Below are 26,053 nucleotides of genomic sequence, written 5' to 3'. Positions count from 1 at the left end.
ATGTACCGATATGTCGCTGTGTTCTGGAACGATCATTCCGAATCTGCCCGTGCGCAGGCGCTGCAGGCCATGGAACGGATCGAGGTGGGCCGCCCCGGAATCGCATGCGTGATGAAGGGCAGTGGCGGTGCCATCTATGCCCAGACTGACAATCCTGGCTACTTCGAGTACAGCCGGTCCGGCCCGCTGGTAGTACTCGGCAAGCTGTTCCACAAGGTGTTCGGCGCCGATACCGTTCCCGCCCAGGCAGTTCCCGATGCTGCGGCGGGCACGACCGCCTGCAGTACGCAGGGCAGGAGCCTGGTGGAGCAGTACTGGGGGCGCTACGTGGCCTTGGGCTACCAGCCGGATACCGCCAGCTGGTTCGTGCTGCGCGACCCGACGGCGGAGATTCCGTGCTACATGACCACGGTCGATCAGCTGACGGTGGTCTTTTCGAACATGGAAGACTGCCTGCTTCTGGGATTGGGTGACTTCAACGTCGACTGGTCGTTCCTGTCCTATTCGCTGCTGTTCCCGTTCCGTGATGGCCTTCAGACAGGATTCGAGGAGGTCGTCGCCCTGGAGGCGGGCGAGGCGGTGACTATCCGCGATGGCCAGCCGGTTGGCCGGCACTATCAATGGGACGTGGTGCGGCAGGCCAGTGAAGCGCCCATCGAAGATCTGGAGGAGGCCGTGCAGCTGGCACGTGCAACGTTGCTGGGCTGCATCGGTGCGCTGGCGAGCCAGCATCGATGCATCCAGCTTCAGCTGTCCGGCGGGCTGGACTCCTCCATTGTCCTCGCCGGCCTGCTGCATGCGCCCTCCGCACCGGAAGTGAAGTGCGTCCATCACTACGATGCCGGCATTGGTGCCGATGAGCGCATGTTCGCGCGCATGGCCATTGCCGGTGCCCGTGAGTCCTCGGGACGAAGCTGCGAGTTCGTCGAGTACGAGCGGCAGCCCCACTGCTCGCTGGAAGAGATCATGGACTTCCCGCGAACCGCTCGTCCTGCACATTGCTCGGGCTACCTGCTGCATCGGCGCGACGTGGATTTCGACGCAGATACGGTGCAGTTCACCGGTGTCGGCGGCGATGCGGTCTTCCTGCGCTTCAAGGGCAATGCCGCTGCCATCGATTACGCGTGGCGACGGGGGATCGACCGCGACTTCTTCCGTGTTGCGTTCGAAACCGCGCAGTCGGGCGATTCGCTGTTCGGGGTATTCAAGGATGCCTTCGTCCATGGCGTGCTGAAGAGGCCAGGCAGCATCAATGGCCGCTGGGGCAACCCGTGCGAATGGGTGAAAGTGGATGCTTCTGAACAGGATGGCACGCCGCCTGCCTGGTTGCGGCATGCACGTGCACAGGGGCACAGGCTCTCCCCGCACAAGCTGGCTCACATCGGGCGCATGATCTTCCCGACCAGTGTGCTCGATCCGTTCGAGGGCGCAGGGCGCTGGCACGGGGTGTCACCGCTCAGCGCACAGCCTGTGGTCGAACTCTTTGCCCGTCTGCCGCTGCACCTGCTGATGGCCGGCGCGGAGGACAGGACGATCGCGCGTCGTGCACTGCAGGGCCTGCTGCCGCAGGCCCTGCTCTCGCGCAAGGTGAAGTGCTACCTGGACGATCACTCGGTCGCCGTCACCCAGCGGCATCAGCAGTTCATCAGGGGCCTGCTGGTGGACGGCCTGCTGGCGCGGCGCGGCTACATCGACAGCGCATCGGCCGACGCGGGTATCCGCAGGGTCAGCCCGGATCACTCATCCCAGGTGCTGGGTATCTTCGGCCCCCAGGTCAACATCGAAGCCTGGCTCAGGCGTTGGATGGGCCGACCCGGCGTGCCTGCGGTCGGCGTGGCCTAGGCGCTCCGGCTCATTTCCTCAAGGTATAGGCTCTCAAGATCATTGGCGGTGATCGTGCTGGCATCCAGCGTCCTGCGCAGCCTGCCGGCCTGCATCAATCCGATGGTCGTCGCCACTTCGCGGGCACGGAACAGATCGTGGGTGGCCATCAGGATCGCCGTGCCGCGGTCACGCTGGCGCACGATCAACTCATGGAACTCGGCCGAAGCGGTCGGGTCCAGGCCGGACGTCGGTTCATCAAGGAGCAACGCCCCGGCTTCCTTGATGATGGCCAGCGCGATGCCCACCTTCTGGCGCATGCCCTTGGAGTAGAACCCGACGCGCCGCCCGAATGCCTCCGGCGCCAGCCCGGCGGACCTGAGCGCGTCCTTCAGCCGTGCGGGCGAACGTTGCTCCACCGCAGCCAGCCGCGCGAAGTAATCCAGGTTTTCATAGCCGGTCAGTTCGTCATACAGCGCCACGTTCTCCGGGATGTACAACAGGCGCCGGCGCACCTGCTGTGGCCGCTGCCAGGCACTGAGCCCATCAACCTCGGCGGATCCGGAGGTAGGTTCAAGGAAGCCCAGGAACAGCTTGATCGTTGTCGACTTGCCGGCCCCGTTTGCGCCCAGCAGGCAGAAGATCTCGCCGGGGCGCACCGTGAAGCTCACATCATCCAGCGCCCGATGCGTGCCGTGTTCCTTGACCAGATGCGTTGCAGTCAGCATGTGTGATGTACCTCAGGGAGTGCCCAGCCGACGCCGCAGCAACCCGGCCGCGATCAGCAGTAGCAGGGTGGCCACGGCCAGCGCGGCCAGGTCGATCAGTACACCGCGTTGCAGGGCAGCCGCTGTTTCCTGGAATTCGAAACGGGGCAGGGCGTCATACTCGGCCAGCGTCTGTGGCATGTCACGGTCCAGATAGTCCTTGTGCAGTTGCCGACGTGCCTGCCAGTAGGCGAGAACCTGCTGCTGGAACGCCAGCGCCCGGTCGGCGTCCGACCCGGCGAGGCGATCCAGTGCATCCTGCACTGCTACCGACGGCAGCAGCAGGCGCACCCGGTCCAGTGACTGGCGCCGCGCATCCTCTGCCTCTGCATGCGCGGCGATCAAGGGGGCGATGACCTGATCGGCCTGGACAAGATCGGTATAGGCCACGCGTGCGGCATCGGCAATGCGCGGCGCTGGCGAACGCGTGGCGGGCGGCTCTGCCGCGTGGCGCAGCTGCTGCTGGCGGGCAGTGTCGGCCAGCTGCGCCTTCAGCGCGGTTGCCAGCTGCATCTGTGAGGGCGGCGGAACCATCAGGTTCACCGCTGCCAGCACCAGCGACGGGGCCATGACCACGATCAGCAGCCACAGTGCGCCGGCGGCGATGGCGGCCTCGGTGGTGCGCCGGGCGAAACAGCCGATAAGCACTGCCAGCGCCAGCCAGAAGCTGCCGTAGGCGAGCACGATCAGGGCAAGCACGACCAGGCCGGAAGGGCTTGTTGCACCCGACCCAGCGGTAACGGCAACGATGATGGCCAGTGCAGGCAGCAGCACGATAGCGCCGCGGGCCGATGCCTTCACCGCGATCAGTCGCCCTGCCGCGATGGGCTGTGACAACACCAACGCTGTGATGCCGCGTTCGCGTTCGCGCGACCAGAGGTCGAAGGTGGCCGCCAGGATGACCAAGGGCAGCAGGAACACAACGACGAAGGCCAGGTCGAATCGGCCAGCGGCCTGCACGGCGGGATTGCCGATGTCGGACCAAACATGCCTGAGCAACTGGGTACGGTCACCCAGCGCAACCACGTCGGCGGTATAGGGGTAGGCTTCGGCCTGTCCAATCGACAATGCCGCCATCGGGGCGGGAGGGAGCACCGGCTGGACCCGGGGCAGTACCGACGGCGCCTTGCCAACGAACCCCCGGCTGCGCTCCCTGGCATCCTGTTCTTCCGCGTGGATCAAGCCGATGGCAGCCTCGCGCTGCCCCACCCATGCACTGCCATTCCAGGCTGCATAGGCCGCCAGCACCACCAGCAGGCCAAGCAGCACTGGCAAGGCCCGGTCACGCAGCAGACGACGGATCTCATGCCCTGCGATCGACAGGCTGCTCATGGGGCACTCCCGAGATGCCGCGCTGACGTAAGCACCAGCCCCAGCGCCAGCAGCACCCAGGTCAGCAGAATGGCGACGTTCACCAACTGTGCCGCGGCGATCTGGCCCAGCGACGGCTGCCGTGGGCTGTACACCACGGAGCGGGTAAGGGTCGCAATATCGGCTAGATGCTTGCTGCCGTTCACTGCCTTGTGCTGTTTCACTTCCAGGTTGAGTGCCTGGATCAGCCGGTAGCGATAGTCTTCGACGCCCCGCAGGAAGGCCAGATGTGCAGGGAAATCGGTGCGGGCCAGTGCCCGTGACGCGGCCTGCAGCGCGAGGGTGGGGGACAACCCCGCGAAGGCGCGTTGCGTGTTTTCCTGCCGCTGGTAGGCGGTGTAGATGCGTTCGAAGTGGCGATTGTAAGTCTCGCTGGAATTCGCTTCAGCGAACTCCAGCGCCACACCGCGGAAATTGACCGGGAGATCGTCCACGTCGCTCACTTGGTAGCGTGCAAGCATCTCTGCTCTGAGCGCGTCCAGCCGCTTGTCCGCTGGGTCGTGGCCATCGGCGCCGTTCTCCGCGTCCTCGGTGACCGCCGCCCGGAACGCGGGTGCAGTAGGCGTGGGATCCAGCGATTCGGCCAGTGCGGGGGCCACCCGTGGCGCGAGCAGGGTGGCCACCACCCAGAAGCCGAGCAGCACCACCAGGGACGTGCGTGCTGCGCTGAAGCGCGCCGAGACGCCGATGGTGATGGCGCAGAACACCAGGAGATAAAGCGCGTACGCCGCGACCATCGCAACGAGCGCGATGATGTCGGCCGTGCCGAGGATGTGTCCGCCCATTCCCGGAAGGCTGACCGCCAGCAGGGCAAGGACCAGCAGCAGCGACGCCGTCGCCAACGCGATCAGCCGGCCACCGATCAGCACATGGGCCGATGCGCCACTGCCGAGCTCCTGGCGGAGGGTTTCGCGGGCAACATCGCCGGAGAGGCTGCCGAATCCGGCAAGGATGATCAGCAGGGGCGCCACGACCTGCAGCGTCCATGCTGCGGAAAAGCCATCGAAGCGGCTGAGCGCGGCGCCGGCGTCGATGGGGCGGTGCCGGGCCGGGTTCTGCGCATGGCCTTCAATGAATACCGACGTGCCAACGAAATCCGAGATGCCCGGGTCAAGCGCCGCCAGCGGCCGCACAGGCGCGGGAATGGCGCGGCCGACGTGCGCGGCGGCATGCGGATCGATCATGCCCTGGCTGTCCCACAGCCCTGCCTCCTGCTCCGCTACGATCTGGCGCTCCTGGGCCTGCTGGGCCAGCCGTGCTGCCCCCGTGGTAACCGACGCCCCCGCAAGCAGCAGCAGGGTCAGCGCGAGCCACAACAGGCGCCGCTCGCGCCACATCAGCTTCAGCTGGGTCGTGGCAACGGTCAGGGTCTGGCGCAGGGCCGATGCGGATCTGGAGAAGGCGGGGGAGGCATCGCTCATGGCGGGGTCCTACCAGCGATGGGTCAACGTCATGGACAGGAAGCGGCCAAGCGCCGTTGCATTGGTCGGGTCGAAACCGGTGTTGATGCTGTTGACGATGAACGGCGGGTTCCTGTCGAACAGGTTCTGCACGTTGAAGGCCAGCGAGGTGCCCTGTCCGGCGCCGGCAGAGTCGCTGAAGTCATACCTGAGATTGAGGTCGACCGTTGTCCACGAGCTGACGTGGGGGTCGGCCCGGTTGGCGGGATCGCGATAGCTGTCCACGTAGTTCACGAACAGCCCACCGGCGACCTGCCGGTGGCTCATGGCGAGGCCACCGCGCACCTTCAGGTCGACCGGGAAGTACACCGTGTTCACCGCGTCGACCTCGGGCGAGGTGGCGGTCACGCGGCGCTTGGAATCGATGATGTACTGGCCGGCAAGGTTCAACGCAACGCGGGTCTGGCCGGCGTCGAAGTCGTAGGAGGCATTGAAATCGACGCCGCGTTGGGAAGTGAACGCGTTGTTGCGGAAGCGGTTGTCGAGGATGACCTCGCTGCTGGTTTCATCGGCACCTGGCGCCAGGGCATAAGGGCCTGCCCGCGATACGAACAGGCCTAGGCCGGAGGCGCCGAGCTGGCGCGCCTGCTGGATCTGCTGCGGCGTCGGATTGACGGTCAGCAGGTCCGCATAAGGCGCGGTGGACTGCAGGAACAGCGACGGGAAGCTGCCACCGAAGCCGCTGCCGATCCGGTCGGCATACTCGATGTGATAGTAGTTCGCGTCAACCTTGAAGCCCGGCAGTGACGGGGGCGCGAACGAGAAGCCTCCCGTCCAGGTCTTGGCACGTTCAGGCCCCAGATCCGGGTTGCCGTTGGAGAGCATCATCAGCACCGTGCTTCCGCTGGCCGCGCTCGGGTTGGGTACCTTGGCCACCACCACGGTGTTGTTCAGCTGCATGTCCTGGTAGACCGGCGCACGATAGGAGCGGCCGTAGCTGGTGCGGAATGAAAGTCCTTCCGTCGCCTCCCACAGCAGGCCCAGCTTGGGATTGAGGGTGGAGCCGAAATCGCTGTAGTTGTCGTAGCGTGCGGCCGCAGTCAGTGACAAGCGACGAACGCCAGGCGTGTCTGCGAGCAGCGGAACATTGAGCTCAGCAAAGGCGGAGCGGATCGTGCGCTGCAGATCCACCGGCTTCTCAAGGCCGCGGTGGTCGAGCAGTTCATAGCCATCTCGGCGGTAGCCCGCACCGAATGCCGCGCGCACTCCGCCGGCCGGGAGATTGAACAGCTCGCCGTCGGCAATCACTTCCAGATAGCGCGATTCGGAATTCGTATCCGTCGGCGGTGCGGTGCTGACCGAACTGCCCGAGATGGTGGTTCTCTCGTAGGAGACGTCGCTCCTGCCGAATCCGGAATTCAGGCGTGCCTGCCACTGGCGCGGAAGCTCAAGGGTAAGGCCGGCGAACACATCGAACTGCCGCGTATGCGGGAACAGGCGGGTTTCGTCGGCGGTTCCGGAAATGGTGGTGTCCATCTCGCGCCTGGCAAAGGAGCCGGTCAGGTTGAGCGTCAGCACATCGCTGAGTTCCTGCTCGCCATCCAGGTACAGGCTGTGCCGCTTCGATCCGGGATAGATGTCGTAAGGCCTGACTGTAACGTTCCGGGAAAAGTCCTTGTCTACCGCAGCGAGGTGGGCCTGCTTCAGGAACTCGTAGCTGGCCATCAGATGGCCCCCCTCCCAGGACCAGCCGGCGGACTGTGATGCCTGGTACTCGTCCATGTTGCCGCGGGTGACGCTGCCATATCGGAGCGAGGTCTCATAGCCGGTGAAATCCCGGCGCAGAACGATGTTGACCACACCGCCGACGGCGTCGGTGCCGTAGATGGCAGAGGCACCATCGGTAAGGATCTCCACGCGCTCGATGGCACTCAGCGGAATCAGCGAGATGTCGACGTACTGATAGCGGTTCGAGGAGGTCACACGGTGGCCGTTGATCAGCGTCAGCGTGGTGCCCGTTCCGAGGCCGCGCAGGTTGATGGCAGTGCCCTGGCCGAAGTTGTTGCCGGTGTCGCGGTCGACGCCGAGGTTGCCGACATTGGCGCCGTTGGCGCCGCCACCGAAGTTCTGCGGCAGCTTCTCGAAGAGCTGCTGCAACGAGGGCACCCCGCTTCGATCAATGGCCTCCCGGTCGATCACGATGACCGGGGAGGCACCGCCGCCAATGGCGTCGCGGATGTTGCTGCCAATGACCATCACCTTGTCCAGCGTGGCGGTTTCGGATCGCCGGTCGACCTGGGCATGGCTGGCGGGAGCGCCGGCGTCCTGCGCCATTGCCGGAGCGTTGAGCTGGAGTGCGGCGGCCAAGCTGGCGACCACCAGCGCCGCCGGCCTGGCGGTGGATGCGTTGTTCATGCCCCGGTCCATCGATCTCATCGGATGTTGGTCTGCGGCACGAGCCATCGCGCCCTCAATGGCGATGTTATATCATATCATTCAGGGTGCGCGACGCTTCTTGCGGTGGCGAGAGGCGAGGGCAGGCGCACCGCCACACGGGAGTTACTGCACCAATGCCTGACCGACGCTGATGAGAACGTTCGCGCTGCCACCGCCGGTCACCGAGATCCTTGCCGCGTACTGGAAGGCTGACCGCAGGCTGCTACTGTTGATCGCCGCTACCGTCGTGCTTTCCAGCTTGGCCACGGTGGCAGCGCCGTATCTGTTCTCGCGCCTGATCGACCGCATCAGCGCGGAAGACCTGCGTGAACTGGCGGCATGGTTCCTGCTCTACGCGGTGATGCTCGGTGCCGCCAGCATCCTGCAGAACACCGTGCAGTACCTGTCGTTCCTCAGTGGCGAGAACCTGGGTTTCATCACCAGCACCCGCTATTTCGCGCGCCTGCTGAAGAAGACCCACAGCTTCTTCCTGGATTACAACGCAGCCGAACTGCAGGTGGCCGGCGAAAAAGGGCGCAATGCCCTGAAGATCGTGGTGCAGCTCGGCCTGGTGGTGTTCATTCCCAGTGCACTGCAGATCCTGCTGACCTTGGTCACATTGGGAGCGCTGATCAACCTGCAGGTGGTGGTCATCGTGCTGGGCTATGGTTCTGTTGCCATCACGCTTTCGGCCATCGCCACCCGCCGCGCGCGGATCCATCGTGAATCGGCGCTCGAGGCAGGCCAGCAGAATGCGCGCTTCCTAGGCAATGCGATGAACGCAATGGAGACGCTGCGGCAGTTCGGCGGCAGCACTTGGATGATCCAGCGCTTCGAGCAGAAGGCCCAGGAGGTCCGCGACAGCTGGCGCGCTTACGTGCTGCAGCGGATCGGCTTCATCGCGCTGCTGGGCATCTGCTTGGCGGTCGAGTTCATCGTCACCTTCGCACTGCTGCTCCCGCGCTACCAGAGCAGCCACCTGAGCGTCGGCGATATCGTGCTGTTCAACCTGCTCTTGCTGCAGCTCAACATGCCCTTTGAAATGATCGCGCGCTCGATCGATGACGTCGCCCGTTCCTGGACCCTGCTGACGCCGTTGTCGGCGCTGTGGGCGGCAGCCGAAGAACGGCAGGCCGAGAACGTCGGCCGATTCCACGGAGAATGCGGCCGGATCGAGTTCCAGCATGTCAGCCATCACTACGGCAATGGCCGCGGCGTCCATGATGCGTCCTTCCACGCCGGGCGCGGCGGCATCAACTTCCTGATGGGTGAGACCGGGGCAGGGAAGTCGACGCTGTTCAAGCTCGCACTGAAGTCGATCGAGCCCCAGGCCGGCCGGATCTTGATAGATGGCACCGACTTGGCCCAGATCGAACGTGCCGCCTGGCATGCCGCCGTCGCGGTGGTTCCCCAGGATGTCATCCTCCTCAACGAGAGCTTGGCTGACAATATTCTGCTGGGGCGCCCCCGCGACGATGCCCGGTTGCGCCTCGCCACCCACAGGGCATCGATCCTGGCGTTGATCGACGCGCTGCCCGAGGGCTTTGAAACCACGGTGGGCGAGCGCGGGCTGAAACTCTCCGGCGGCGAACGGCAGCGCATCGCCATCGCGCGTGCGCTCTATGGCGAGCCTGCGATCCTGCTTCTGGATGAAGCCAGTTCGGCGCTGGACGAGGCGACGGAGCGCGAGATCATTGCTTACATTCGCGAATTGGCCAAGGAGGTGACTGTGCTGGCCATCACCCATCGATGGAGCGTTGTGACCGCAGCCGATCAGGTCATCGACCTTGCCGGTGATCGAAACCAAACTTCGTCGGAGGATTGCGCAGTGAAGCAAAGCTCCAATCGCAAATGACTCTCTATACACCGTGTGACCGTGCCCTGCTGGTGGGTGTAAGGACGTCCCTTTCGGTCTTGGCAAGTTCACTGCTGGGGTTCGTGTTGTTGGTTGCCGTTGCAGTCGGCGTCTTCAGCAGCCCACTGTTGGGGCAGTGTTGGGAAGGTGTGGGCTGAGTCTGGCGGCGGGGATTGCCCTGGTGGGGTTGCTGGTGGCGGTGCTGCGGACGGCGCGAGGGCGCTCCCAAAGGAAAAGGCGCCTGCGGTTGCTAGTGCGAACGATTTGCATTTGCTATTATTTAACGCGAAATTAACGCCGCCGCAGCTGCCGCCTAGGGCGCACTTCCTACCGTAGGCCCACAAATGAACAAGATCGCCACTACTTCCCGCGCTCCGAAGCGCTCTCTGTTGTCCGTGTCCATGGCCCTGATGCTGGCCGTCCCGCTGGCCGGTCACGCTGAAGCACCACCCTCGCCAGAAGTCCCCGATGGCAGCGCCACCACACTCGATGCGGTGCGGGTCAACGCTTATCGCACAACTACCCACACTTCCGGCGCAACCAAGACCGACACGCCGGTTGCGGAGATGGCCAAGTCGGTCTCGGTCATTGCCCGCGAGGAGCTTGATGCCCGCGGTGTGCAGAACCTCAACGAGGCGATGCGCTACGTAGCTGGTGTTGTCCTGGAGAGCGGCGGCATCGACAACCGTGTGGACGACTTCCGTATCCGTGGCTTCGATGCCGGCAGCTGGAGCAACAATGTCACCATCGATGGCATGCGTGCGCCACAGGGCGGTCAGTGGAACCGCACCATGGTGGACAGCTGGAACCTGGACCGGGTCGAGGTTTTGAAAGGCCCCTCGGCCGTCATGTATGGACAGGTGGCTCCGGGTGGCATGGTCAACCAGGTCAGCAAGACCCCAACACCCGATCAGCAACAGGTGCTGCAATTGGGTCTGGATGGAAACGGTCAGTACAGCAGCGCGTTCGACCTGGGCGCGGCATCGGACGACAAGCGTCACCTCGGGCGCCTGGTAGGCCTGTATCGCGACGGTGACACCCAGATCAAGCACACCCAGCAGCAGCATTGGTTCCTGGCCCCCAGCTATACCTTCCAGATGGCCGAGCGCACGCGACTGACGGTACTGGGCCTCTATCAGCGCGATGACGGCGGCTCGACCTACCAGTTCCTGCCGATGGACGGCACGCTCAGGGCCACCCCCTATGGACGCATGAAGAACACGACCTTCATTGGCGAACCGAACTGGAACACTTACGACCGCACGATCTGGACGGCCGGCTGGCTGTTCGAACATGCCTTCAACGAGAACTGGACCCTGAGCCAGGGTGCCCGCCGCACCAACGTGGAATCGACCTTCCGCACCGTGGTGACCAACGGTGGCCTGAACCCGGATGGCCGCACGCAGAAGCGACGTGCCACCTGGGGCGAGGGAGACTCTCAGGGCGACACCATCGACACCCGCGTTACCGGCAAGTTCCAGACCGGCTCGGCTGAACATACGCTGCTGGTGGGCGTGGACTGGCAGAAGGCCGATTGGGATGCGGCACGCGGGGCGATGCGTGATCCGGCGCCGATCGACATCTTCAATCCGGTCTACACCGGCTATGTCCCGGTCACCAACAGCATCAGCTACTCGGGAGGCGTCAACCGCCAGACCGGTGCCTACCTGCAGGATCAGATCGCGCTGGACAAGTGGCGATTCACCGTGGGTGGCCGTTACGACTGGACCAAGGACGACACCTGGACGCAGTCGTACACCGTGGCCACGGATCGCTACGGAGCACGCGCGCCGAGCCGCGTCAAGAACGAGGCCTTCAGCGGCAACGCGGGCATCCTGTTCGTGGCTGACAATGGCCTGACGCCGTATCTGAGCTATGCCGAGTCGTTCCAGCCGGCAGGCAGCACAGCTACACAGTCTTTCGACCGGACCCCGTTCGACCCGATCACCGGCAAGCAGTGGGAAGTGGGCGTGAAGTATCAGCCATCTGGATTCGATGGCCTGATCACGCTTTCGGCCTACGATCTGCGCCAGCAGAACATCCTGACCAACGACCCTGATCCCAGCCACAACACCTGCGGCACGACCGGCTCCAGCCAGTGCCAGGTGCAGGACGGCGAAGGCCGCGTGCGCGGCGTAGAGCTGGAAGGCCGCATCACCCCGCTCGATGGCTTCAGCGTGATCGGCGCCGCATCGTGGATGGACTCGGAAGTCACTAGGAGCAACAACGGCTATCAGGGCAAGCAGCTGGCGATGGTTCCGGACTGGACCGCTGCGCTGTGGGGTGACTACACCTTCCAGGGCGGGGCACTCGCAGGTCTGAGCCTTGCCGCAGGCGTCCGCTACAACGGCGAAAGCTACGGTGACAGCGCCAACGTCTACCTGATTCCGTCCTACACGATGTGGGATGCAGCTATCCGTTATGACGTCGGTGCGATCGGGAGTGTGGGCACGCAGTTCGCACTGAACGTCAGCAACCTGACCGACAAGCGATTCGTGACCACGTGCAGCGGTGTCTCCTCATGCTTCTTCGGCACAGGACGCACCGTCACGGCCACCGCCCGGTTCACCTGGTAACCCTTCTGCCCCGTGACCGGCCAGCCAGGTCACGGGGCCTCCAAATGAGACTTCCAGAATGTCGGTCGTGATAGCAGTGCTGGCTTCAGCCGCGGGTGTGGTCGGGGCGTGGCTGTTCTATCTGGCGTCACCGAAGCAGCAGTGGCGGCGCGCCGGACCCTGGCCTGTCCGTGGGAAATGGATTCCCGGCAGCACCTTGTCGCTGGTCTCGCTGGCCATGTTCCTGTCCTTGATGGGAAGCGGTGCGGCCTTCTTCACCTGGCTGACGATTCTGATGCTGGTCTGGTCGGCCGCGCCCTTCCTGGGCGTCTGGCGCGCTCGACAGCGTGGAGGTGCCCATGGCCGGCCCTGACAAGCTGCAGAGCCGACACTGGTTTGGGAAGACATGTGCCGGTGTACTGCTGGGCTTTGGGCTCTCCCTGGCCCTGTCCGGCGTGTTCGCGTGGTTCGGACCCGGCGGCATTGATGGCGGGGGCGGCAAGGCCCAGTTCAATATGTGGCTGGTCGCGCTGCTGTGGGCGCCGATCCTGTCATTTGTTTTCCTTTTTCGTAGCAGCGCAAGCGCCTGGCTGTGGCTCGGTGCTGCCAACGTGGTCGCCTTTGGCGCGCTCTGGCTGGCGCGCAGCCATCTGGGCTGACTGGACCTCACATGAAGATCCGCAACGACATCATCAAGGTCTACAAGGACGTGCACATCTGGGTCGGCATCTTTGCTGGCCTGATGCTGTTCGTTGCCTTCTATGCCGGCTCGATCACCATGTTCGAGAAGCCGTTGGAGCGATGGGCAACACCCCCGTCTGCGCTGTCTGCGCCGGTCCCAATGGAACGTGCACCTGAACTGCTGGCCGCGGTGCTCAAGGCGCATCCCGAGGCGGCGAAGAACTACAGCGTGATGGTGCAGACGTCGCCTGAAGCGCCTGCCCGCGTGATCTGGCGAGTACGTGGCGACAAGCCACGGCAGTTCACGGAGTTTGGCGCAAGCTTTGACGAGAAGGGCCACCTCCAGGTGGAGCAGCTGCGAAAGGCACCGGTGGCGCAGCTTGTCGACACCTTGCATCAGTTCGTCGGCCTGCCGTTCCCCGATGCGATTTCACGCCCCATCATGGGCATCATTGCGCTGATGTATGCCGTGGCACTGATCTCCGGCGTCATCGTGCTGTTGCCGACGTTGGTGAAAGACTTCTTCGCCGTGAGGGTAGGCAAGAACATCAAGCGCATGTGGCTGGATGTGCACAACGCGCTGGGCATTGTCAGCCTGCCGTTCCACCTGATCATGGCCGTAACCTGCGTGGTATTCGCGTTCCACGATCAGATCTACGACATCCAGGACAAGGTGGTTTATCCCAACGGCATCCAATGGGGCGAAGAGCACGATACCGAGCCCGCTCCGGACGCCCAGCCTCTGTCTGCTCCTGCACTACTGGAAAAGGTAAAGGCACAGCTGCCAGGTTTTGAGGTCTACAGCCTGGGTTTCCAGCAGAAGGGCAGTGTGGTCGAGGGGCGTGTCACCGGCCTGGATATCCGTTACGGGACCCGTGCCCGCACCTACATGAGTACCCACCTCAATCCGTACACTGGCGTAGTGGACACACATGACCTGCCAGAACACATGGGCGGCTGGGATACGGCGGTCAATGCCTTCTTCATGCTGCACTTCGGCAGCTTTGGCGGGAACCCCGTGCGCTGGATGTACCTGCTCCTGGGGCTTGGCGGTGCGATCGTGTTCTACACCGGCAACCTGCTGTGGATCGAGTCACGACGCAAGAAGCAGCGCGATGCCAACCTTCCCGAGCAGAAGCGATCCACCCGTGTACTGGGATCGCTGACCATCGGGGTGTCCCTGGGCTGTGTCATCGGCATATCGGCAACACTGGCAGCTACCAAGTGGCTGCCTGGGCTGGTTGCCAATGTCCCGGCATGGCACGAAGGCATCTACTATGCGGCCTTCCTGCTGGCAGTGGCCTGGGCATTCCTGCGTGGGGCCGCGCGCTCCGCTTATGAGCTGCTGTACGTTGGCGCAGTAGTGACGGCACTGATCCCGGTCGGCAGCCTTGCGGCGTTGGCTGGCGTCCCCGGCACCTGGAACCATTCAAGTGCCGGGGTGGCCGTGGACGCGACCGCAATTGTCGCTGCTGCCATTTTCTGGCAACTGGCGAGGCAATCCAGGAAGCGCGCAAAGGTCGGCCACAAGGACAGTGTCTGGGCCATCGAAGGGAATTCTCCCTAGGGCAGGGCATCAAGAAGCCGAGTATTAGATCGGCCTTCGGAACTACCTCCGAGGAGGGCAGGACCGTTCTGCGGCCGCTTCTATCTGCTCAGTGACGAACTTGAGGCCTTGGCGTAGACCATCGAGGTAGTCATTGGCCGCTTCTCCACGCTCGTCGGCATGGCTCTCCACGACCATCGGAATCAATTGCGCCCACGCGGCGCGCAAGGCCGAGGGATTAGAAGCACTGGCGACAATCGCCCGCATGGCGCATTCCAATGCCCTGGTTCGGCCATCGGACTTTGCAATACGGCGCTCGCACTCCCTTACACGCAGCTCCAGCACCAAGAACGCGTCTTCCCCTCGCTTGAACATGGCTCCACTCCCCGTGGCGGGGCCGACAGGCCCCTACACGATTGTCGCGCTAGGCGATGGGAAATGTGAACCACGTCTCGTTCAGTTTCGAGGATGACGGATATTTGATGGACAGCCAATCAGGCGGGCGTTGCTAATTGCTTGGCGCTTACCGTAGGCGCGGCAGGACAGCACGGCCCCACTTACATGCCGAGTGATAGAGTGTGAATAGGTGCCGACGTGGCCCTCTTCCAAGGCAAAGACATGCCCATCCGGGCCGTTGTATACGCAAGCGAAGCAGTCCAAGATCTTTCGATTGAGCAGCTAGAGGCACTTGTGGCGGATGCTGCCAGGTTCAACAAGATGGCAGGCGTAACGGGAGTTTTGCTGTACGACGGAGCAAGATTCGTGCAGTACTTTGAAGGCCCGGAAGATGGAGTCGCCAGCGTCTATGAGCGCGTGCTGCAATCGACGAGCCACACGGGCGTCGTAGAACTGGCGAGAGGCCGCATATCTACGAGGCAGTTCCCCTATTGGTCAATGCATCGACTTCCGGCCGATCAGCTGCTCGTGGGCAAGCTGGCAAGGGCCGATTGGTCGCGCTTCAAGAAGAGTGAGCCTGAGGAAATTGCTGGATCGGCATGGGGAATTGATGTGCTGGCCGCAGCTGTAGCGCCCTACGTGCAAGCTGCATAGCTTCGACTCAGATCCGATCACGACGATGCCCTTTCGGGGCGTCAGCAGCGATGGGTGTGAACACCATCAACCGTTCGGTTGCACTGAGTGGGGAAGGCTCGTGCGTGTAACAGTCGTCTTTCGTCTTGCTACGCCATTCCTCGGCGCGAGTACATAGTGGAATAGGTGCCATTCACGGATCAGTGAATGGCTCGTCGCCATTGTGTGATTTGGCCAGGACAGCGGCGGCATCAGCTTGCACAGGAGTGCCGTAGAGCCATCCTTGGCCTACAGCAGAAGGCGCGATCTGCTGCAGCAATGCATCCTGTTCCGCAGTCTCCACTCCCTCCACGATCACCTCCAGGCCGAGCTGGCGGGCGATCTGGTACATGCCCGGCAACACCGGGCGCAAGGGTGATTCCTCGGTGATGGCCGATACGAACATGCGGTCAATCTTGATACCGATGAAGGGAGACTGGGCAAAGTGTGAGAAGTTGGAGCTGCCAGTTCCGAAGTCATCAATGAGGAATCGGAATCCCAATGCTGCCAACGCTGCCATGTGTGCGGTTACGCCAGGGCGGACCAGTTCCTCACGTTCGGTGATCTCGATCCTGACCTGATCCGGTAGAACACCGGCCTGCTGCGTGACGCTTACGACGAAACGAACAGTATCCTCCGAAGCCATGTCAACGGGCTCAGCGTTTATGCTCAGGTATGGTGCATTCTCGCCTGCGAGGGCCGGTGCCATCTGTCTCAGCGCCTTCGACAGTACGTACCGGAAAAGATCTGAACTCAGGCCAAGTTGGCGGGCCATTGGTACGAAGATGCCAGGAGATATTTCGCCTTCGCCAGCTGGGCTCCAGCGGCTTAGCACTTCGAACCCGACAAGGCGCCTATCCACAACGGTGTATAGAGGCTGATACACCAACTCGATCTCGTTTCGGCGCATGGCAAGGCTGAAGCGCTGCTGGAGCGTCTGCCTTGCGGTCCTGTTTCGGCGAATTAGGAGGTACGAGAAGGTAATGCCAAGCGCGGCACCTATGCCGATGATGGTGTAGAGCAGAGATGGGGCAAGGTCCCAGATGCCCCGCCGGGGCCGTGATACGAATGCACAGACGTTTGCCTTGTTGCTGCATCGGCTCAGCCGTATGCGGGATGATGCGGCTTCACTGGCGTCCGTTGCAGGTTCCACACTCCGGAATACATAGGAGCGATCACGCGTTTCGACAGTGAATGTGCTGGTTCTCGCGGGGTCCAAGCCATCGAAGGACGAGGGCGATGACACCGTGAATGTCTGGCCCTGGGCGATCAGGTTGGTGCCTCCGTAAGGCGAGCCAACGAGATCGGACGTATTCCATAGCTTGGTCTCGCCCGATGAATAGTGCGGCGCAGGAAGCTTGAACGGAACGATCCTTCCCCAGAGCGCGCTGCACAGCAGGTGACCCTCCTGGATGCGTCCCACGTCGCTCATATAGCTCGAGTTGAACGCGATTTCCTTGAGTGCTCGAACGTCTTCGTCGGAGCAGGCAATGACAGCAGACTTCAGCGCTGCATCTGAAGCGACGCGTCGGGCTCGAGAGACAGTCTCTGCTCGAGCTACCACCGCTTCAGCGATGGTCTCTGTGGACTCACTATCCTCAACATACAAGACGGCTTGAGCAACTATCAGCATCGCCAGCATGGACAGCGCTGCAGAACCCAGAATCGTCGACAGAAATCGCACGCGGTTGCCAGAGACGGTCAATCAGTTCCCCCTGAAACGGATTTGCACCTAACTCAGAGTCAGAGTCGCATTGCTTGTCCCGCTTTTATCGGCATTTGGTCACACAACTGGAGTGATCGACTCCGCTTGCTGGATGGTTCAATATGAATAGCTTATCTGCGCGGCATTCGTCTGGACTGGCGGCCATCCACCCTTCGATCAGGCCATCCTGCAGCCCCCGACATGCTTTAGTGGAAGTTGGCGGACACTCCGCCCCCCCCTAGGACCACTGTCATAGCTCTGCAGAAAGACGTAGGAGGCTGCTCAGGATGGCATGTCCTGTATGTTGAGTGTGGCGATGATCTGCCCAGCAACCTCCGCATCTGCGCAGAGGAAGAAGACTGCATCCTTCTCAGCTGCCTGAGAAAGGAAATGGTGGACGGTGATCAGTGCCGCTGTGGTGTTTCGGACGAACACCTCGTGGCACTGCGAAAGCCTAACGTGCGCAAGCTGCGCAGCAAGTGCCTGCTTGGTTGCTCGGATTTCGGCAGTTTTGTCACTCTCAACCCGCCCAGGCAGGCCGACTCCGCAACCGGTATAGACACACTTGTCCTTGAACCTGGTCTTCCAGGCAAACTGAGGGGAGTTGGGTTCGAAGGCGGGCGCGTGCAGGGGATTGCTCTTGATCATTCAGGGGCGATGGTGTGTGGGCTGGTCGCTTCCTGCGAGGTGCGCGCGGCTGCTGATGCTGCTCACGGCCGCTCAGTCTTGAGTGGTGTACGGAGCGTAGTTCTGCGAGCGTGAAAGTCCCGCGACTGTGCACCGCTTGTTGCCTTGCTTCCTGCACGCGCTGAGCACATGGCTGTGCATACGATCACCGCTGAATTCGAGGTTGTGCCGCATGCTTAAGTGTTCGGTTGTGTTTGTAAGCTCCGCTGTCGAAGAAGTGGCTGAAAGCCGGCTTGCCGACCTAATGGCTGCTGGGGCTAGGTTCAACGATGCGTGCGGGTCGCGAGCGGTTGTGTGCTTCGATGGACGCCGCTTCTTTACCTACCTCGAGGGAACCGCTAGTTCGGTAGCTGCGACTTTGGTCTACATCGAGTCATTGGCCATCCACTCAGAGCTTGTGCAGCTCGCTCGAGGGACTGTTCAGCAGCTCCGCTTCCCGGAACAGCCGTTGCTATTCATGCGGGTGACCCCCTCTCAGCTTAAGTCCTTGGTCCGCGCCGACTGGACCAATTTCTCCCAGCGCCTGAAAGGCCGTTTTGATCCCGTTACGGGCATGGAGCAACTCGCCGATCTGGTTGCGCAATGCCGCGAGTCGGCGGCAGCCTGAATTGCTGCGGCTCCCCCGGAGATAGCACCTTGTGCCGTCCTCGGGTGTATAAGCGATCAAGGGCAGTAGGGAACAGATCGATGCGCTTTGAGTTCACGCATACCCACATCTATCCCGGGGCTACCGCCGATCTCTCTGGCAGCCTCCCGGCAACTGACGGTGAGACCACGTGCTTGGTGGAGTTGAGTGATGGCGTCGTCCTCTCGACCAGTTGCTCTGTGAGGGGGGAAGAGGTTCTCCTTTCAATGCCGGAGTACCTCACGGCTCGTGGCGCGAAGATACCCGCAAAGACGTGGGCGCTTCGCAGGGACGTTGAGACAGGAGCATGGCGGGCGAAATCTCGGGTCAACACCTAGAGTGCGGGTGTCACCTTGGATGATTCTCGCATCACGTGGCGGCAGTTATCCTGTGAGGCCCACACCGAGAAGTACAGATGCACGAGTTTCAAGATTGGATATTCAGCGCCAGGGGAAGAACCATAACGGCCAGGGTTCAGGTGGATGGGCGGGGGGGCGGCACCATTACGCGGTTTGAGGTCAGGCCCGGTCCGTCACAAATCGGCCTTTCAATCAAAGTGGGCTCCCAGCAGGAGGCCGCCGCCGAGCTTGAGCGAATCCTTACTGGTCTACTGGGCGCTGATTGGTAGCCCTTGGGTCGATCGAGGAAATCTGCTCGGTGAGCATGCGAAGAGACTGCTGAAGCGCAGCGGTGAAAACCGGGCCGTCGGTGCCGGCATGAACGTCCGCCGCTTCTACCAGCATAAGTTCCCACACGCGGGCCAGTGATCGCCGATCGTTGTGGGTGGCGATGGCAGCGCCAAGCGCGTATTCCATCGCCTTGAGGTAGGCCCGATGGGCTTCCAGATCGACCTCGCACGAGCGCAGTCGTTCAGCAATTTGCTCTAGGGTGAGTGTCATAGTGGGCTCGACTTGCGCATGAATAGGACGGATAGTCCGTGTGGGCCACTGGGCGTACACAATGAGCATCCTCAACGTTTTGCTGCGTGCTGACCAGCTCCTTGTTGCCGTTGACACCTTGGCGGAGGATGCCCAGACCGGCGCCCACTCATCTGGTGCAAAACTGCTCCTGATTCCGCAGCACAACCTTGTGCTGGCTGCGCGCGGGTCCACGCAGTTCTTCCTTCGCATCTACGAGCTGGCTCTGCAGGCGAGCTTCCGTGCTGATTTCACGATGGAGCAGCTCTCCGCCGAGTTGGGCCTGGTAGTGGATCAACTATGGCCGAATTACGTGAGGGCGGCAGCCGAGGCTCGCTTGCCGATCGAAAAGCTTGGGACCGAGCTGGTGCTGGGTGGCTGGTCGCCGAAGAGAGGCCGGATGGTGGCCACAGCGTATGCGAAGAGCGACAGCTCCAGGTCAACGATAGTGCAGCCCCTCGATGGGGGCTTGGCTTCACCTGGGGAACCGCTGGCCGGCAGGCCGGATAGCTTCGCTCCAGCCGACGTTCTTGCGGCTGGCAAGGTCCAGGCTACCTGGCTCAATGAACGCGTAGGGCGACAGGTCGCTGGAGGACGGCTGTTGGCTGGTTTCCTGGAGAAGGGGCAGGCCTTGATCAAGGATCTTGGAGAGATATAGGTCGTTGGCGTCAATCGGGCTAACGCCAAAGCGCGCCCGCACCTTATCTCTCATCTCCATAGGATCACAGTAGGCCCAAGGTCAGTCATGGATAAGGAATGTTTATCGGGGGTAAGGGGCGGATGCCTAGAAGCCAAATTAACATCTAGGACTGGCGCTCGGGTTCTTGCACAATAGCTTGCAGACAGTAGCGCAATTGATCTTGAACTATTGGAGGGGGTGGAAGAATGTCCGACACGGAAGAGTTTGAGAAGATTTTTGGAAAGGCACGATGGAATCAAAGTGAACCGTTCGAAGTTCATGCGTTTGTTGCAGAGACTGATCGAACCGAAGCGGGATTTTTGCTGAAGTTGGAGCTTTTGTCCTGCGACAATGAGCATGTAAGTCCAGCTATTCTTTCCGCATCAACTGAAACGGTCCTTGAACTGTTTGGATCTGATGAAACTAGGCGCATTGAAGGGCAATGGCGAACCTTTCAGCTTACTCGAGGTGGTTCAGGAGGCACCAACCTCTCCATTCTCACATCGCTCTCTGATCCTGAAGGTGCGATGCACAGTATTCTAGCAGTCAACTCAACTCCTCATAATGTTGTGTCTGCACACTCCTCGCCAACGGGTGTTCTCGCATCAGATGCTGATATCCGTCTTTTCTTTGAGTGCGTGCCTACATTGAGTGGGAACAAGATTGCTATCTTGGATGTAGGGCAGGGATCCGCGGCATTTATATATAGAAATTATGCAGGATACTGCATTGCCCCCTTGCTCTACTTAGATATTGGGGGGGGGCGTGTGGCAAAACGCGAAAACCTGTCCTGCGGGGGGAGTGAAGTGGTGTTTTACCCAAGATCCGAACATTCTTCTTTCTCATTGGCACTGGGATCACTGGGCGGGCGCTACGTACGGCGGCGCGGCGAATGTTAAAGGCCCGCTTGAAGCAACCTGGCTCGTCCCTTCGGCGGCGCCTGGGCCACTTGCAAAGAAGCTAGCTGCAAGAATCATGGCAGCGGGTGGCAAGGTTATGCATTGGCCGCCAAATACTTCATTTATTCAACACGGTATATTCACTCTCGGCCAGGCCAATGGGTCGGGCTGGAACGACACTGGCCTTGTTCTGCTTGCGGAACTAGAGGAGGGTAGGCTTTCTCTACTGCCGGGCGATGCGGCATATATGCACCTACCTCAACCCATGCAAGGTAAGACGCTTAAAACTCTTGTTGTCTCGCACCATGGAGGCTTCTTGGACGCCGTTCCGCCCTCATGTCTACCTATTCCTGATGGGATGGTAAATTGCCACGCCTACTGCTCCGTAGGTGATCAAAATACGCATGGTCACCCGACGTTGATCGCCCACTACCAAGCTGCGGGTTGGAACGTCGTGGGTACAAATATGCGACCGCTCGGTCAGCCCGCGGTACATTATGACGCCCAAAGTGGCGGGCAACTTGGGGGAGTGATAATGCCTTGCTGCAAAGGTGCAGTTTGCTCGCTCAAGTTAACCACTTGAATCAAATCGATGCCGAGAATGGTAGTGAGCATTTTTTGCTTTCACGGATCGCAGTATGCGATTGGAATAATTTGTAGAGGCAGGGGAGGTCGAGGTGCGCGACGAAGGCGGATGGAAAACTACTCTTGCAAGCTTGGATGCTCACAAGCAGCACTTAGTCTTGCGCTAGACGACGCCAGTGTGCTGGCCCGAAAGCCGAACTACTGAGGAAAAGAGAACTTATGGATAAGTGGCGCTGCGACACCATCGAAGAACTGGAGTTGACTATAAGACGGTATGGGCCGGGCGTTCTGTATAGAGGGCAAGCCCAGCACTACCCTGACATAGACGGCCAGCCTTCGTTATCCACGTCATTCCAGCGCCAGGGTTGCATACCCGACCTGATGATCAAATGGACCTATTACGCGAACAGGGCACTGCAGCATCTCGTGCGAGGCTGGGAGGAGAATGGCGACGCAGCCACAAATCAAGCGATTCTTCAACACTACGGATTTCGCTCATTCTTTCTTGATGCTTCTGGTAACCCGCAAGTTGGCGCTTGGTTCGCAAGTCATAGGTTCGAGTCGGAAATTGCAGCAAACATGGTTGAAGACTGCTTCGAGGACCCTGTGTGGCTACGCACACTCAACGCTAAGTTTGTGCCCTCGGAAAACGCGGGGCATCTTTACCTAATAAGCCAGAAGGCGCTTCGGAAATGCGGAATTCAGGCAGTTCACCTTTCGGAAATAGCTACTAATGAGGGCGCCCCGAGATATGTTCGACAGGATGCCTATATGGTCGGCCCGTTAATTCAGGACGGCTTGCCTGGCGACTGCATCCTTGCACACATAACGGCGCCACCCCACGTGTTGCGCGACTTCGCCCGGGATTTGAATACTGAATGGCTGTTTCCCGAGCCATCGGATGACCCGATTTATGCTGAGCTACTTGCGATGCCCTGGGAGAAGATGCGGCATGTCCCGGACGATGGTATCGAAGCATTTTGGCGATCGCTGGAGCTTCCAGAGTATTCATACCATCTCCAGAAGCACATGCCGCCCCGAAGCGCCATGTATCGACCGTTTTGGACGAGGGATCTCCCACCTCCTCCAGATTGTCAAACCTCGACCCTTCTACAGATGGTCCAAATCCTATGTGGCAGCGCTCTGTACCATGGAGTCAGCAAGCCCCGCCATATCCTCCCGGAGCTAAATAAGCTGCTTGAAAGCTACGATGAGATCTCCATCGAGATTGATGGCTTGGTCTACCATGGAATGGACACTCGCTATGGGAAGGGTGTGGGAATCGTAAAAATATCTGGAGACATCGTCTGCGTCTTTGAGTATGGCGTTGATCATCCTGGTCTGCGTATCATGGGAATTGGGCGATTCTATGGATTGCACTATCGAATCGGCCCCGGAGGTAGCTGGGAACGGGTTTTGCACGAGGAAGACTGTGCATGCGGCTCCGATCACACAGAAAATTTCAGGCTGCTTGGCAGAGTAGATCTTGCCTTGAAGGATAAGTGGATAGAACGCATCGAACCCGGCCTCTACGTGCAAAAGGATGTAGATCCGACTTCTGATCCGAGGGCAACTTGGGGGGAGCCCTACTAGCAATTTCACGCGAATGTCGACGATAGGGATTCGAACTGGCAATTAAGGGTAGCGCGACTGCCTTCTCCTAACCTGTTGGCACGGGAGACCTTGACTTTGATCCGAGGGCGTTGACCGGGGGCACGCTTGCGCTTCTGTCGACCCCCCGTATTTCAATGTCTAGCTAAATTGGAGGTTTGCGGTTCGTTGACGGCCTACCTAGAACTGGCCATGCGGAAGCGCTGCTGTTGGGTGCTGTCAGGGCCCTCAATGAGTACTGCGCGGTAGCGCTTGGCGGTATCAATCGCGACCCAGGTCGCTGCCTACGGCACTGCATTAACCACATGCGCTGAGTAGAAAGCGGCAGGTCATTGCATTTGTTGTTCCAATTGCATGCTAATTCAATTCTTTCTTAGCTGCATCCATAAGGACATATGATATGAAAGATAACGAAGCACCTCTCACTTATACCATCGAAACACCTGCGCGGGCGATAGCGTCTATCAGAGGTTTTGGCACTTCGTCGTTCCGTGAGGATGCTATAGAGGTTCCATGCGCCTCGCAATCGGAGAAGGGAAAGGTGGTAAGTGAGGCAAAAGAGGCACTCAGGCGTGGATACGTCAAGCGAGTCGTCTACGACAAAAATGGTAGCGATTTGACGGTTTTCATCATTTTCTGCAGACCGGTGATCACCACTGCTGACGGAACCTTCAAGCCGGTTGCTTAACGCAGGTTGTTTTGTCGAGTCTGAGGTTTCCACCCGTCACAGTGGACTGGTGGGTCGTAGGCGGACCAGCCATCATCCGGAGCACGGGGGGATGCTCGCCGGCATTGACGACGGCGATTGTGGCTACAGGGAGCCGCAGGCGGTGCTTTGGCACACTCATACCCGCTTTACGTCTGCCAGGCGCACGCCGATTTCGGGCGCTGGACGAGGCCTGGCCAACAGTCCGGCCATCCACGCGTTCAGGCTGAAAGATGATCCAACGTGTCCGCGATACGGCGGGGTTCTGGCAGCAGAGAATACAGCTCGACTGCTTCAGCCAGTCGCGCCAACTCGATCAAGAAGCTCTATTGCATCTGGATACACAACAACATGACTTGCCAAAGGCCAAACTGTCGCGTCTATCGGTTGAATCCAAGGCTAAAGTCGGATAGGGGATTAGGAAGATTTATCAACGGTATGGAAGACGTCCTTTCTTTGTTTCAAGCCGACTGTGCTGGCACGGGAAATGAGCAGGAGTCAAGGCTTAAGATCGCATTTGGCTGACGACCCAGCTGACTGATGGCATTGCCCGTTGATGAATTCTTCAATGGGTGACAATCTACGTTGCAGCTACCTCGGGTCTCAAACTGATGATCGAGTCAACTTATTGGCGGCAAGAGCTGCGCGCAGAAGTCCTATGGCTCAAGCGGCATCGCAAGTATCGAAGATGGTCCGAAAAGCAGCTGGTTTTGTATGAGCGCCGTCTAATGCTAGTAGCCTTCCAAGTCCGCTCCCTGCTTGAGCGCCCCAAGGTCAATGATCGTGCTCGAAGCGTTCGACTACCGGCAATTCGCTACAAGAAGATCGGCGCCAAGCCACTCACATTTGTAGGCGCAGGATTTCCAGAACATCGATTTGACATTGCAAATCCTGAGGCTGTTGATCTGAGCATTCTTGATGTTTGCAACCAGCTTATTCACTACTATTGGATGCAGACATGGTCAGACGGCACTGCGTTCAAGAGCATGCTCGTCTTCTCCGACTACATGCGGAATAAGTGGGCCTACGAATTCTTGATCGAAGACCTCATATGCATCTTCAGCGTATTTGCGGATGAATCGTCTGCGGTCACCAGTATCAGCTTTGAGTGGAACGATAAAAAACAGGACTACGTGACAGACTACGCTCGCTGATGGCGAATGGCACGGGCACCTGGCCATTGCTCCGCATCACCTCTTCATTACGCGCCTTTAGGACGATAGGCTCTAGCCGGGGGAAGGGGGAACCTCGGCCGGGCAGGGGATTGGGAGAATTTATCGGGGCGGGGCGGCCCGGCAGTGGGCACAACGGGCAGGCTAGGCTTCGCCACACGCGCAGTGGTGCCAATACCGGCAAGTAGGGATCAATGCCATGGTGCGTTCAAACGCCACAGCCGCCGAAGGCGCCTGTCTGGAAAGTTCTGATGGGACGCAGTTGCCCGGTAGGGCAATGCCACGCCCAGGCTCGGTATCTGGTGGCGGGAGTCTCCTCTCGGTATCGTTGTTAGCAAAGTCACATCCGCGAGGAACGAGCGATGCCGCGTCAGCCAACCATTTCGTACAACACAAGCCTCAGGGCAGATGGGAAACCGAAGGCAATCACCGCCGATTACTACCTAGCCACGACTCAGGACGTGATGCAGTTCTATTGCTTCGATGAGCCGGCAGAACAGGGCTGCGAGGGCAAGTGGCAGCTCATCGATCGTTTGGATCGTACGCGTCTACTCGGCGCTGGTGACAAGGCGACGGCCAAGACCTGGGCTAAGCGCCTGGGCCTCAAGTCTTGGACCTATGTCCGCGTCTGAACTCTTAGGCGGGCTGCTTGAGTGGGAGCACGGGCCAAACTATCTAGCGATAGCGCTTTGCGATCGTGACAGACCTGCACATTTTCAGGGATCGGGTGCTATATCGGACACACGACTGTGAAACGAATTCAGGGTCGCGTACGTATCGATGGTCAAGGCCGAAAATCAGCCACCCATGTCCTTCTCGGGACGGTAAGGCCGGGCGAGGGGAGAGGCGCGCTGCGAGCAGGACATAGGCCTGCTGCACTCGCTACCGGGAACTGCGAACTCTATGTCCGGATGCTCGCTAGCGAGGCAGGGGCGCCAATTGAGTGGCGCCATACCTTGGCCATAAT

The 26,053-nt window shown here is 60.6% G+C and carries 22 protein-coding genes and 1 pseudogene; 15 read left to right on the top strand and 8 right to left on the bottom strand.

Features of this window, described 5'->3' with window-relative positions; genetic code table 11:
- Entirely contained in the window at positions 1-1,842 is a 1,842-nt protein-coding gene (locus N5C18_RS13800) for an asparagine synthase-related protein (protein ID WP_279944807.1), read from the top strand.
- On the opposite strand, the gene N5C18_RS13795 is transcribed toward N5C18_RS13800, so the two are convergent.
- From N5C18_RS13795 to N5C18_RS13780, 4 genes are read right to left on the bottom strand one after another with little or no spacing between them, the layout of a single operon-like run.
- On the bottom strand, positions 1,839-2,549 hold the full coding sequence (locus N5C18_RS13795; protein ID WP_053449737.1) for an ATP-binding cassette domain-containing protein: 711 nt from the start codon (positions 2,547-2,549) through the stop codon (positions 1,839-1,841). The genes N5C18_RS13800 and N5C18_RS13795 overlap by 4 nt on opposite strands.
- 12 nt (positions 2,550-2,561) lie before the next feature.
- The gene (locus tag N5C18_RS13790) at positions 2,562-3,920 is read right to left on the bottom strand and encodes an ABC transporter permease subunit (protein WP_279944806.1); all 1,359 of its coding nucleotides are present in this window, start codon (positions 3,918-3,920) and stop codon (positions 2,562-2,564) included.
- Positions 3,917-5,380, bottom strand: a complete 1,464-nt coding sequence (locus N5C18_RS13785) for a DUF3526 domain-containing protein (RefSeq protein ID WP_279944805.1) — start codon at positions 5,378-5,380, stop codon at positions 3,917-3,919. The genes N5C18_RS13790 and N5C18_RS13785 overlap by 4 nt, the downstream gene beginning before the upstream one ends.
- A 9-nt stretch (positions 5,381-5,389) precedes the next feature.
- On the bottom strand, positions 5,390-7,774 hold the full coding sequence (locus tag N5C18_RS13780) for a TonB-dependent receptor (protein ID WP_279944803.1): 2,385 nt from the start codon (positions 7,772-7,774) through the stop codon (positions 5,390-5,392).
- Between the two features lie 250 nt (positions 7,775-8,024).
- Between N5C18_RS13780 and N5C18_RS13775 the strand changes: the two genes are divergently transcribed.
- The 5 genes from N5C18_RS13775 to N5C18_RS13755 all read left to right on the top strand — a co-directional run bounded on the left by N5C18_RS13775 (position 8,025) and on the right by N5C18_RS13755 (position 14,453).
- Positions 8,025-9,650, top strand: a complete 1,626-nt coding sequence (locus tag N5C18_RS13775) for an ABC transporter ATP-binding protein (protein ID WP_279944802.1) — start codon at positions 8,025-8,027, stop codon at positions 9,648-9,650.
- Between the two features lie 395 nt (positions 9,651-10,045).
- Entirely contained in the window at positions 10,046-12,226 is a 2,181-nt protein-coding gene (locus N5C18_RS13770; protein WP_279945044.1) for a TonB-dependent siderophore receptor, read from the top strand.
- Positions 12,227-12,284: 58 nt separating this feature from the next.
- Positions 12,285-12,578 (top strand): hypothetical protein, encoded by a 294-nt coding sequence (locus N5C18_RS13765; RefSeq protein WP_279944801.1) that lies wholly within the window; start codon positions 12,285-12,287, stop codon positions 12,576-12,578.
- On the top strand, positions 12,565-12,864 hold the full coding sequence (locus N5C18_RS13760) for a hypothetical protein (protein WP_133934669.1): 300 nt from the start codon (positions 12,565-12,567) through the stop codon (positions 12,862-12,864). Before N5C18_RS13765 ends, N5C18_RS13760 begins: the two co-directional genes overlap by 14 nt.
- Before the next feature lie 11 nt (positions 12,865-12,875).
- Positions 12,876-14,453, top strand: coding sequence for a PepSY-associated TM helix domain-containing protein (locus tag N5C18_RS13755; RefSeq protein WP_279944800.1), 1,578 nt, complete (start codon positions 12,876-12,878; stop codon positions 14,451-14,453).
- Between the two features lie 42 nt (positions 14,454-14,495).
- Here the strand turns inward: N5C18_RS13755 and N5C18_RS13750 are convergent, their stop codons facing one another.
- Complete coding sequence (locus tag N5C18_RS13750) at positions 14,496-14,807, bottom strand: hypothetical protein (RefSeq protein WP_133934667.1); 312 nt, start codon at positions 14,805-14,807, stop codon at positions 14,496-14,498.
- Positions 14,808-15,050: 243 nt separating this feature from the next.
- Between N5C18_RS13750 and N5C18_RS13745 the strand changes: the two genes are divergently transcribed.
- Complete coding sequence (locus tag N5C18_RS13745) at positions 15,051-15,482, top strand: BLUF domain-containing protein (RefSeq protein WP_279945042.1); 432 nt, start codon at positions 15,051-15,053, stop codon at positions 15,480-15,482.
- A gap of 172 nt (positions 15,483-15,654) precedes the next feature.
- On the opposite strand, the gene N5C18_RS13740 is transcribed toward N5C18_RS13745, so the two are convergent.
- Positions 15,655-17,142 (bottom strand): EAL domain-containing protein, encoded by a 1,488-nt coding sequence (locus N5C18_RS13740; protein ID WP_279944799.1) that lies wholly within the window; start codon positions 17,140-17,142, stop codon positions 15,655-15,657.
- Positions 17,143-17,487: 345 nt separating this feature from the next.
- Complete coding sequence (locus N5C18_RS13735) at positions 17,488-17,853, bottom strand: hypothetical protein (RefSeq protein ID WP_133934666.1); 366 nt, start codon at positions 17,851-17,853, stop codon at positions 17,488-17,490.
- A 211-nt stretch (positions 17,854-18,064) separates the two neighbouring features.
- On the opposite strand from N5C18_RS13735, the pseudogene N5C18_RS13730 reads away from it, so the two are divergent.
- Positions 18,065-18,322: pseudogene (locus N5C18_RS13730) on the top strand (BLUF domain-containing protein); the annotation flags it as partial.
- Between the two features lie 794 nt (positions 18,323-19,116).
- Here the strand turns inward: N5C18_RS13730 and N5C18_RS13725 are convergent.
- Positions 19,117-19,416 carry a hypothetical protein gene (locus N5C18_RS13725; protein WP_049458482.1) on the bottom strand — a complete coding sequence of 100 codons (300 nt, stop codon included), beginning with the start codon at positions 19,414-19,416 and terminating at the stop codon, positions 19,117-19,119.
- A gap of 61 nt (positions 19,417-19,477) precedes the next feature.
- On the opposite strand from N5C18_RS13725, the gene N5C18_RS13720 reads away from it, so the two are divergent.
- From N5C18_RS13720 to N5C18_RS13690, 7 genes are all read left to right on the top strand, one after another.
- On the top strand, positions 19,478-20,092 hold the full coding sequence (locus N5C18_RS13720) for a hypothetical protein (protein ID WP_133934665.1): 615 nt from the start codon (positions 19,478-19,480) through the stop codon (positions 20,090-20,092).
- Positions 20,093-20,319: 227 nt separating this feature from the next.
- Positions 20,320-21,012 (top strand): hypothetical protein, encoded by a 693-nt coding sequence (locus N5C18_RS13715; protein WP_279944797.1) that lies wholly within the window; start codon positions 20,320-20,322, stop codon positions 21,010-21,012.
- Between the two features lie 804 nt (positions 21,013-21,816).
- Positions 21,817-23,190 carry an FRG domain-containing protein gene (locus N5C18_RS13710; RefSeq protein WP_279944796.1) on the top strand — a complete coding sequence of 458 codons (1,374 nt, stop codon included), beginning with the start codon at positions 21,817-21,819 and terminating at the stop codon, positions 23,188-23,190.
- A gap of 418 nt (positions 23,191-23,608) precedes the next feature.
- Entirely contained in the window at positions 23,609-23,896 is a 288-nt protein-coding gene (locus N5C18_RS13705) for a hypothetical protein (RefSeq protein ID WP_279944795.1), read from the top strand.
- A gap of 251 nt (positions 23,897-24,147) precedes the next feature.
- Entirely contained in the window at positions 24,148-24,327 is a 180-nt protein-coding gene (locus N5C18_RS13700) for a hypothetical protein (RefSeq protein ID WP_279944794.1), read from the top strand.
- A 159-nt stretch (positions 24,328-24,486) separates the two neighbouring features.
- A complete protein-coding gene (locus tag N5C18_RS13695) occupies positions 24,487-25,068 on the top strand; it encodes a hypothetical protein (protein WP_279944792.1) in 582 nt (193 codons plus the stop codon).
- A 380-nt stretch (positions 25,069-25,448) separates the two neighbouring features.
- Positions 25,449-25,718, top strand: coding sequence for a hypothetical protein (locus tag N5C18_RS13690; RefSeq protein ID WP_279944791.1), 270 nt, complete (start codon positions 25,449-25,451; stop codon positions 25,716-25,718).
- The last annotated feature ends 335 nt before the right edge of the window (positions 25,719-26,053 follow it).

Source organism: Stenotrophomonas sp. GD03930 (assembly GCF_029839665.1).
GTDB lineage: Bacteria > Pseudomonadota > Gammaproteobacteria > Xanthomonadales > Xanthomonadaceae > Stenotrophomonas > Stenotrophomonas forensis.
Note: the sequence above shows the minus strand (reverse complement) of the source record. Positions and strands in the feature narration are given on the sequence as shown.

Bases quoted from the DNA above. Each gene is read 5' to 3' on its own strand.
- N5C18_RS13750 (WP_133934667.1), bottom strand. From the start codon at position 14,807: ATGTTCAAGCGAGGGGAAGACGCGTTCTTGGTGCTGGAGCTGCGTGTA.
- N5C18_RS13785 (WP_279944805.1), bottom strand. From the start codon at position 5,380: ATGAGCGATGCCTCCCCCGCCTTCTCCAGATCCGCATCGGCCCTGCGC.
- N5C18_RS13800 (WP_279944807.1), top strand. From the start codon at position 1: ATGTACCGATATGTCGCTGTGTTCTGGAACGATCATTCCGAATCTGCC.
- N5C18_RS13735 (WP_133934666.1), bottom strand. From the start codon at position 17,853: ATGATCAAGAGCAATCCCCTGCACGCGCCCGCCTTCGAACCCAACTCC.
- N5C18_RS13760 (WP_133934669.1), top strand. From the start codon at position 12,565: ATGGCCGGCCCTGACAAGCTGCAGAGCCGACACTGGTTTGGGAAGACA.
- N5C18_RS13705 (WP_279944795.1), top strand. From the start codon at position 23,609: ATGAAAGATAACGAAGCACCTCTCACTTATACCATCGAAACACCTGCG.
- N5C18_RS13720 (WP_133934665.1), top strand. From the start codon at position 19,478: ATGAGCATCCTCAACGTTTTGCTGCGTGCTGACCAGCTCCTTGTTGCC.
- N5C18_RS13765 (WP_279944801.1), top strand. From the start codon at position 12,285: ATGTCGGTCGTGATAGCAGTGCTGGCTTCAGCCGCGGGTGTGGTCGGG.
- N5C18_RS13715 (WP_279944797.1), top strand. From the start codon at position 20,320: ATGTCCGACACGGAAGAGTTTGAGAAGATTTTTGGAAAGGCACGATGG.
- N5C18_RS13755 (WP_279944800.1), top strand. From the start codon at position 12,876: ATGAAGATCCGCAACGACATCATCAAGGTCTACAAGGACGTGCACATC.
- N5C18_RS13745 (WP_279945042.1), top strand. From the start codon at position 15,051: ATGCCCATCCGGGCCGTTGTATACGCAAGCGAAGCAGTCCAAGATCTT.
- N5C18_RS13780 (WP_279944803.1), bottom strand. From the start codon at position 7,774: ATGAACAACGCATCCACCGCCAGGCCGGCGGCGCTGGTGGTCGCCAGC.
- N5C18_RS13725 (WP_049458482.1), bottom strand. From the start codon at position 19,416: ATGACACTCACCCTAGAGCAAATTGCTGAACGACTGCGCTCGTGCGAG.
- N5C18_RS13790 (WP_279944806.1), bottom strand. From the start codon at position 3,920: ATGAGCAGCCTGTCGATCGCAGGGCATGAGATCCGTCGTCTGCTGCGT.
- N5C18_RS13700 (WP_279944794.1), top strand. From the start codon at position 24,148: ATGATCCAACGTGTCCGCGATACGGCGGGGTTCTGGCAGCAGAGAATA.
- N5C18_RS13690 (WP_279944791.1), top strand. From the start codon at position 25,449: ATGCCGCGTCAGCCAACCATTTCGTACAACACAAGCCTCAGGGCAGAT.
- N5C18_RS13795 (WP_053449737.1), bottom strand. From the start codon at position 2,549: ATGCTGACTGCAACGCATCTGGTCAAGGAACACGGCACGCATCGGGCG.
- N5C18_RS13740 (WP_279944799.1), bottom strand. From the start codon at position 17,142: ATGCTGGCGATGCTGATAGTTGCTCAAGCCGTCTTGTATGTTGAGGAT.
- N5C18_RS13710 (WP_279944796.1), top strand. From the start codon at position 21,817: ATGGATAAGTGGCGCTGCGACACCATCGAAGAACTGGAGTTGACTATA.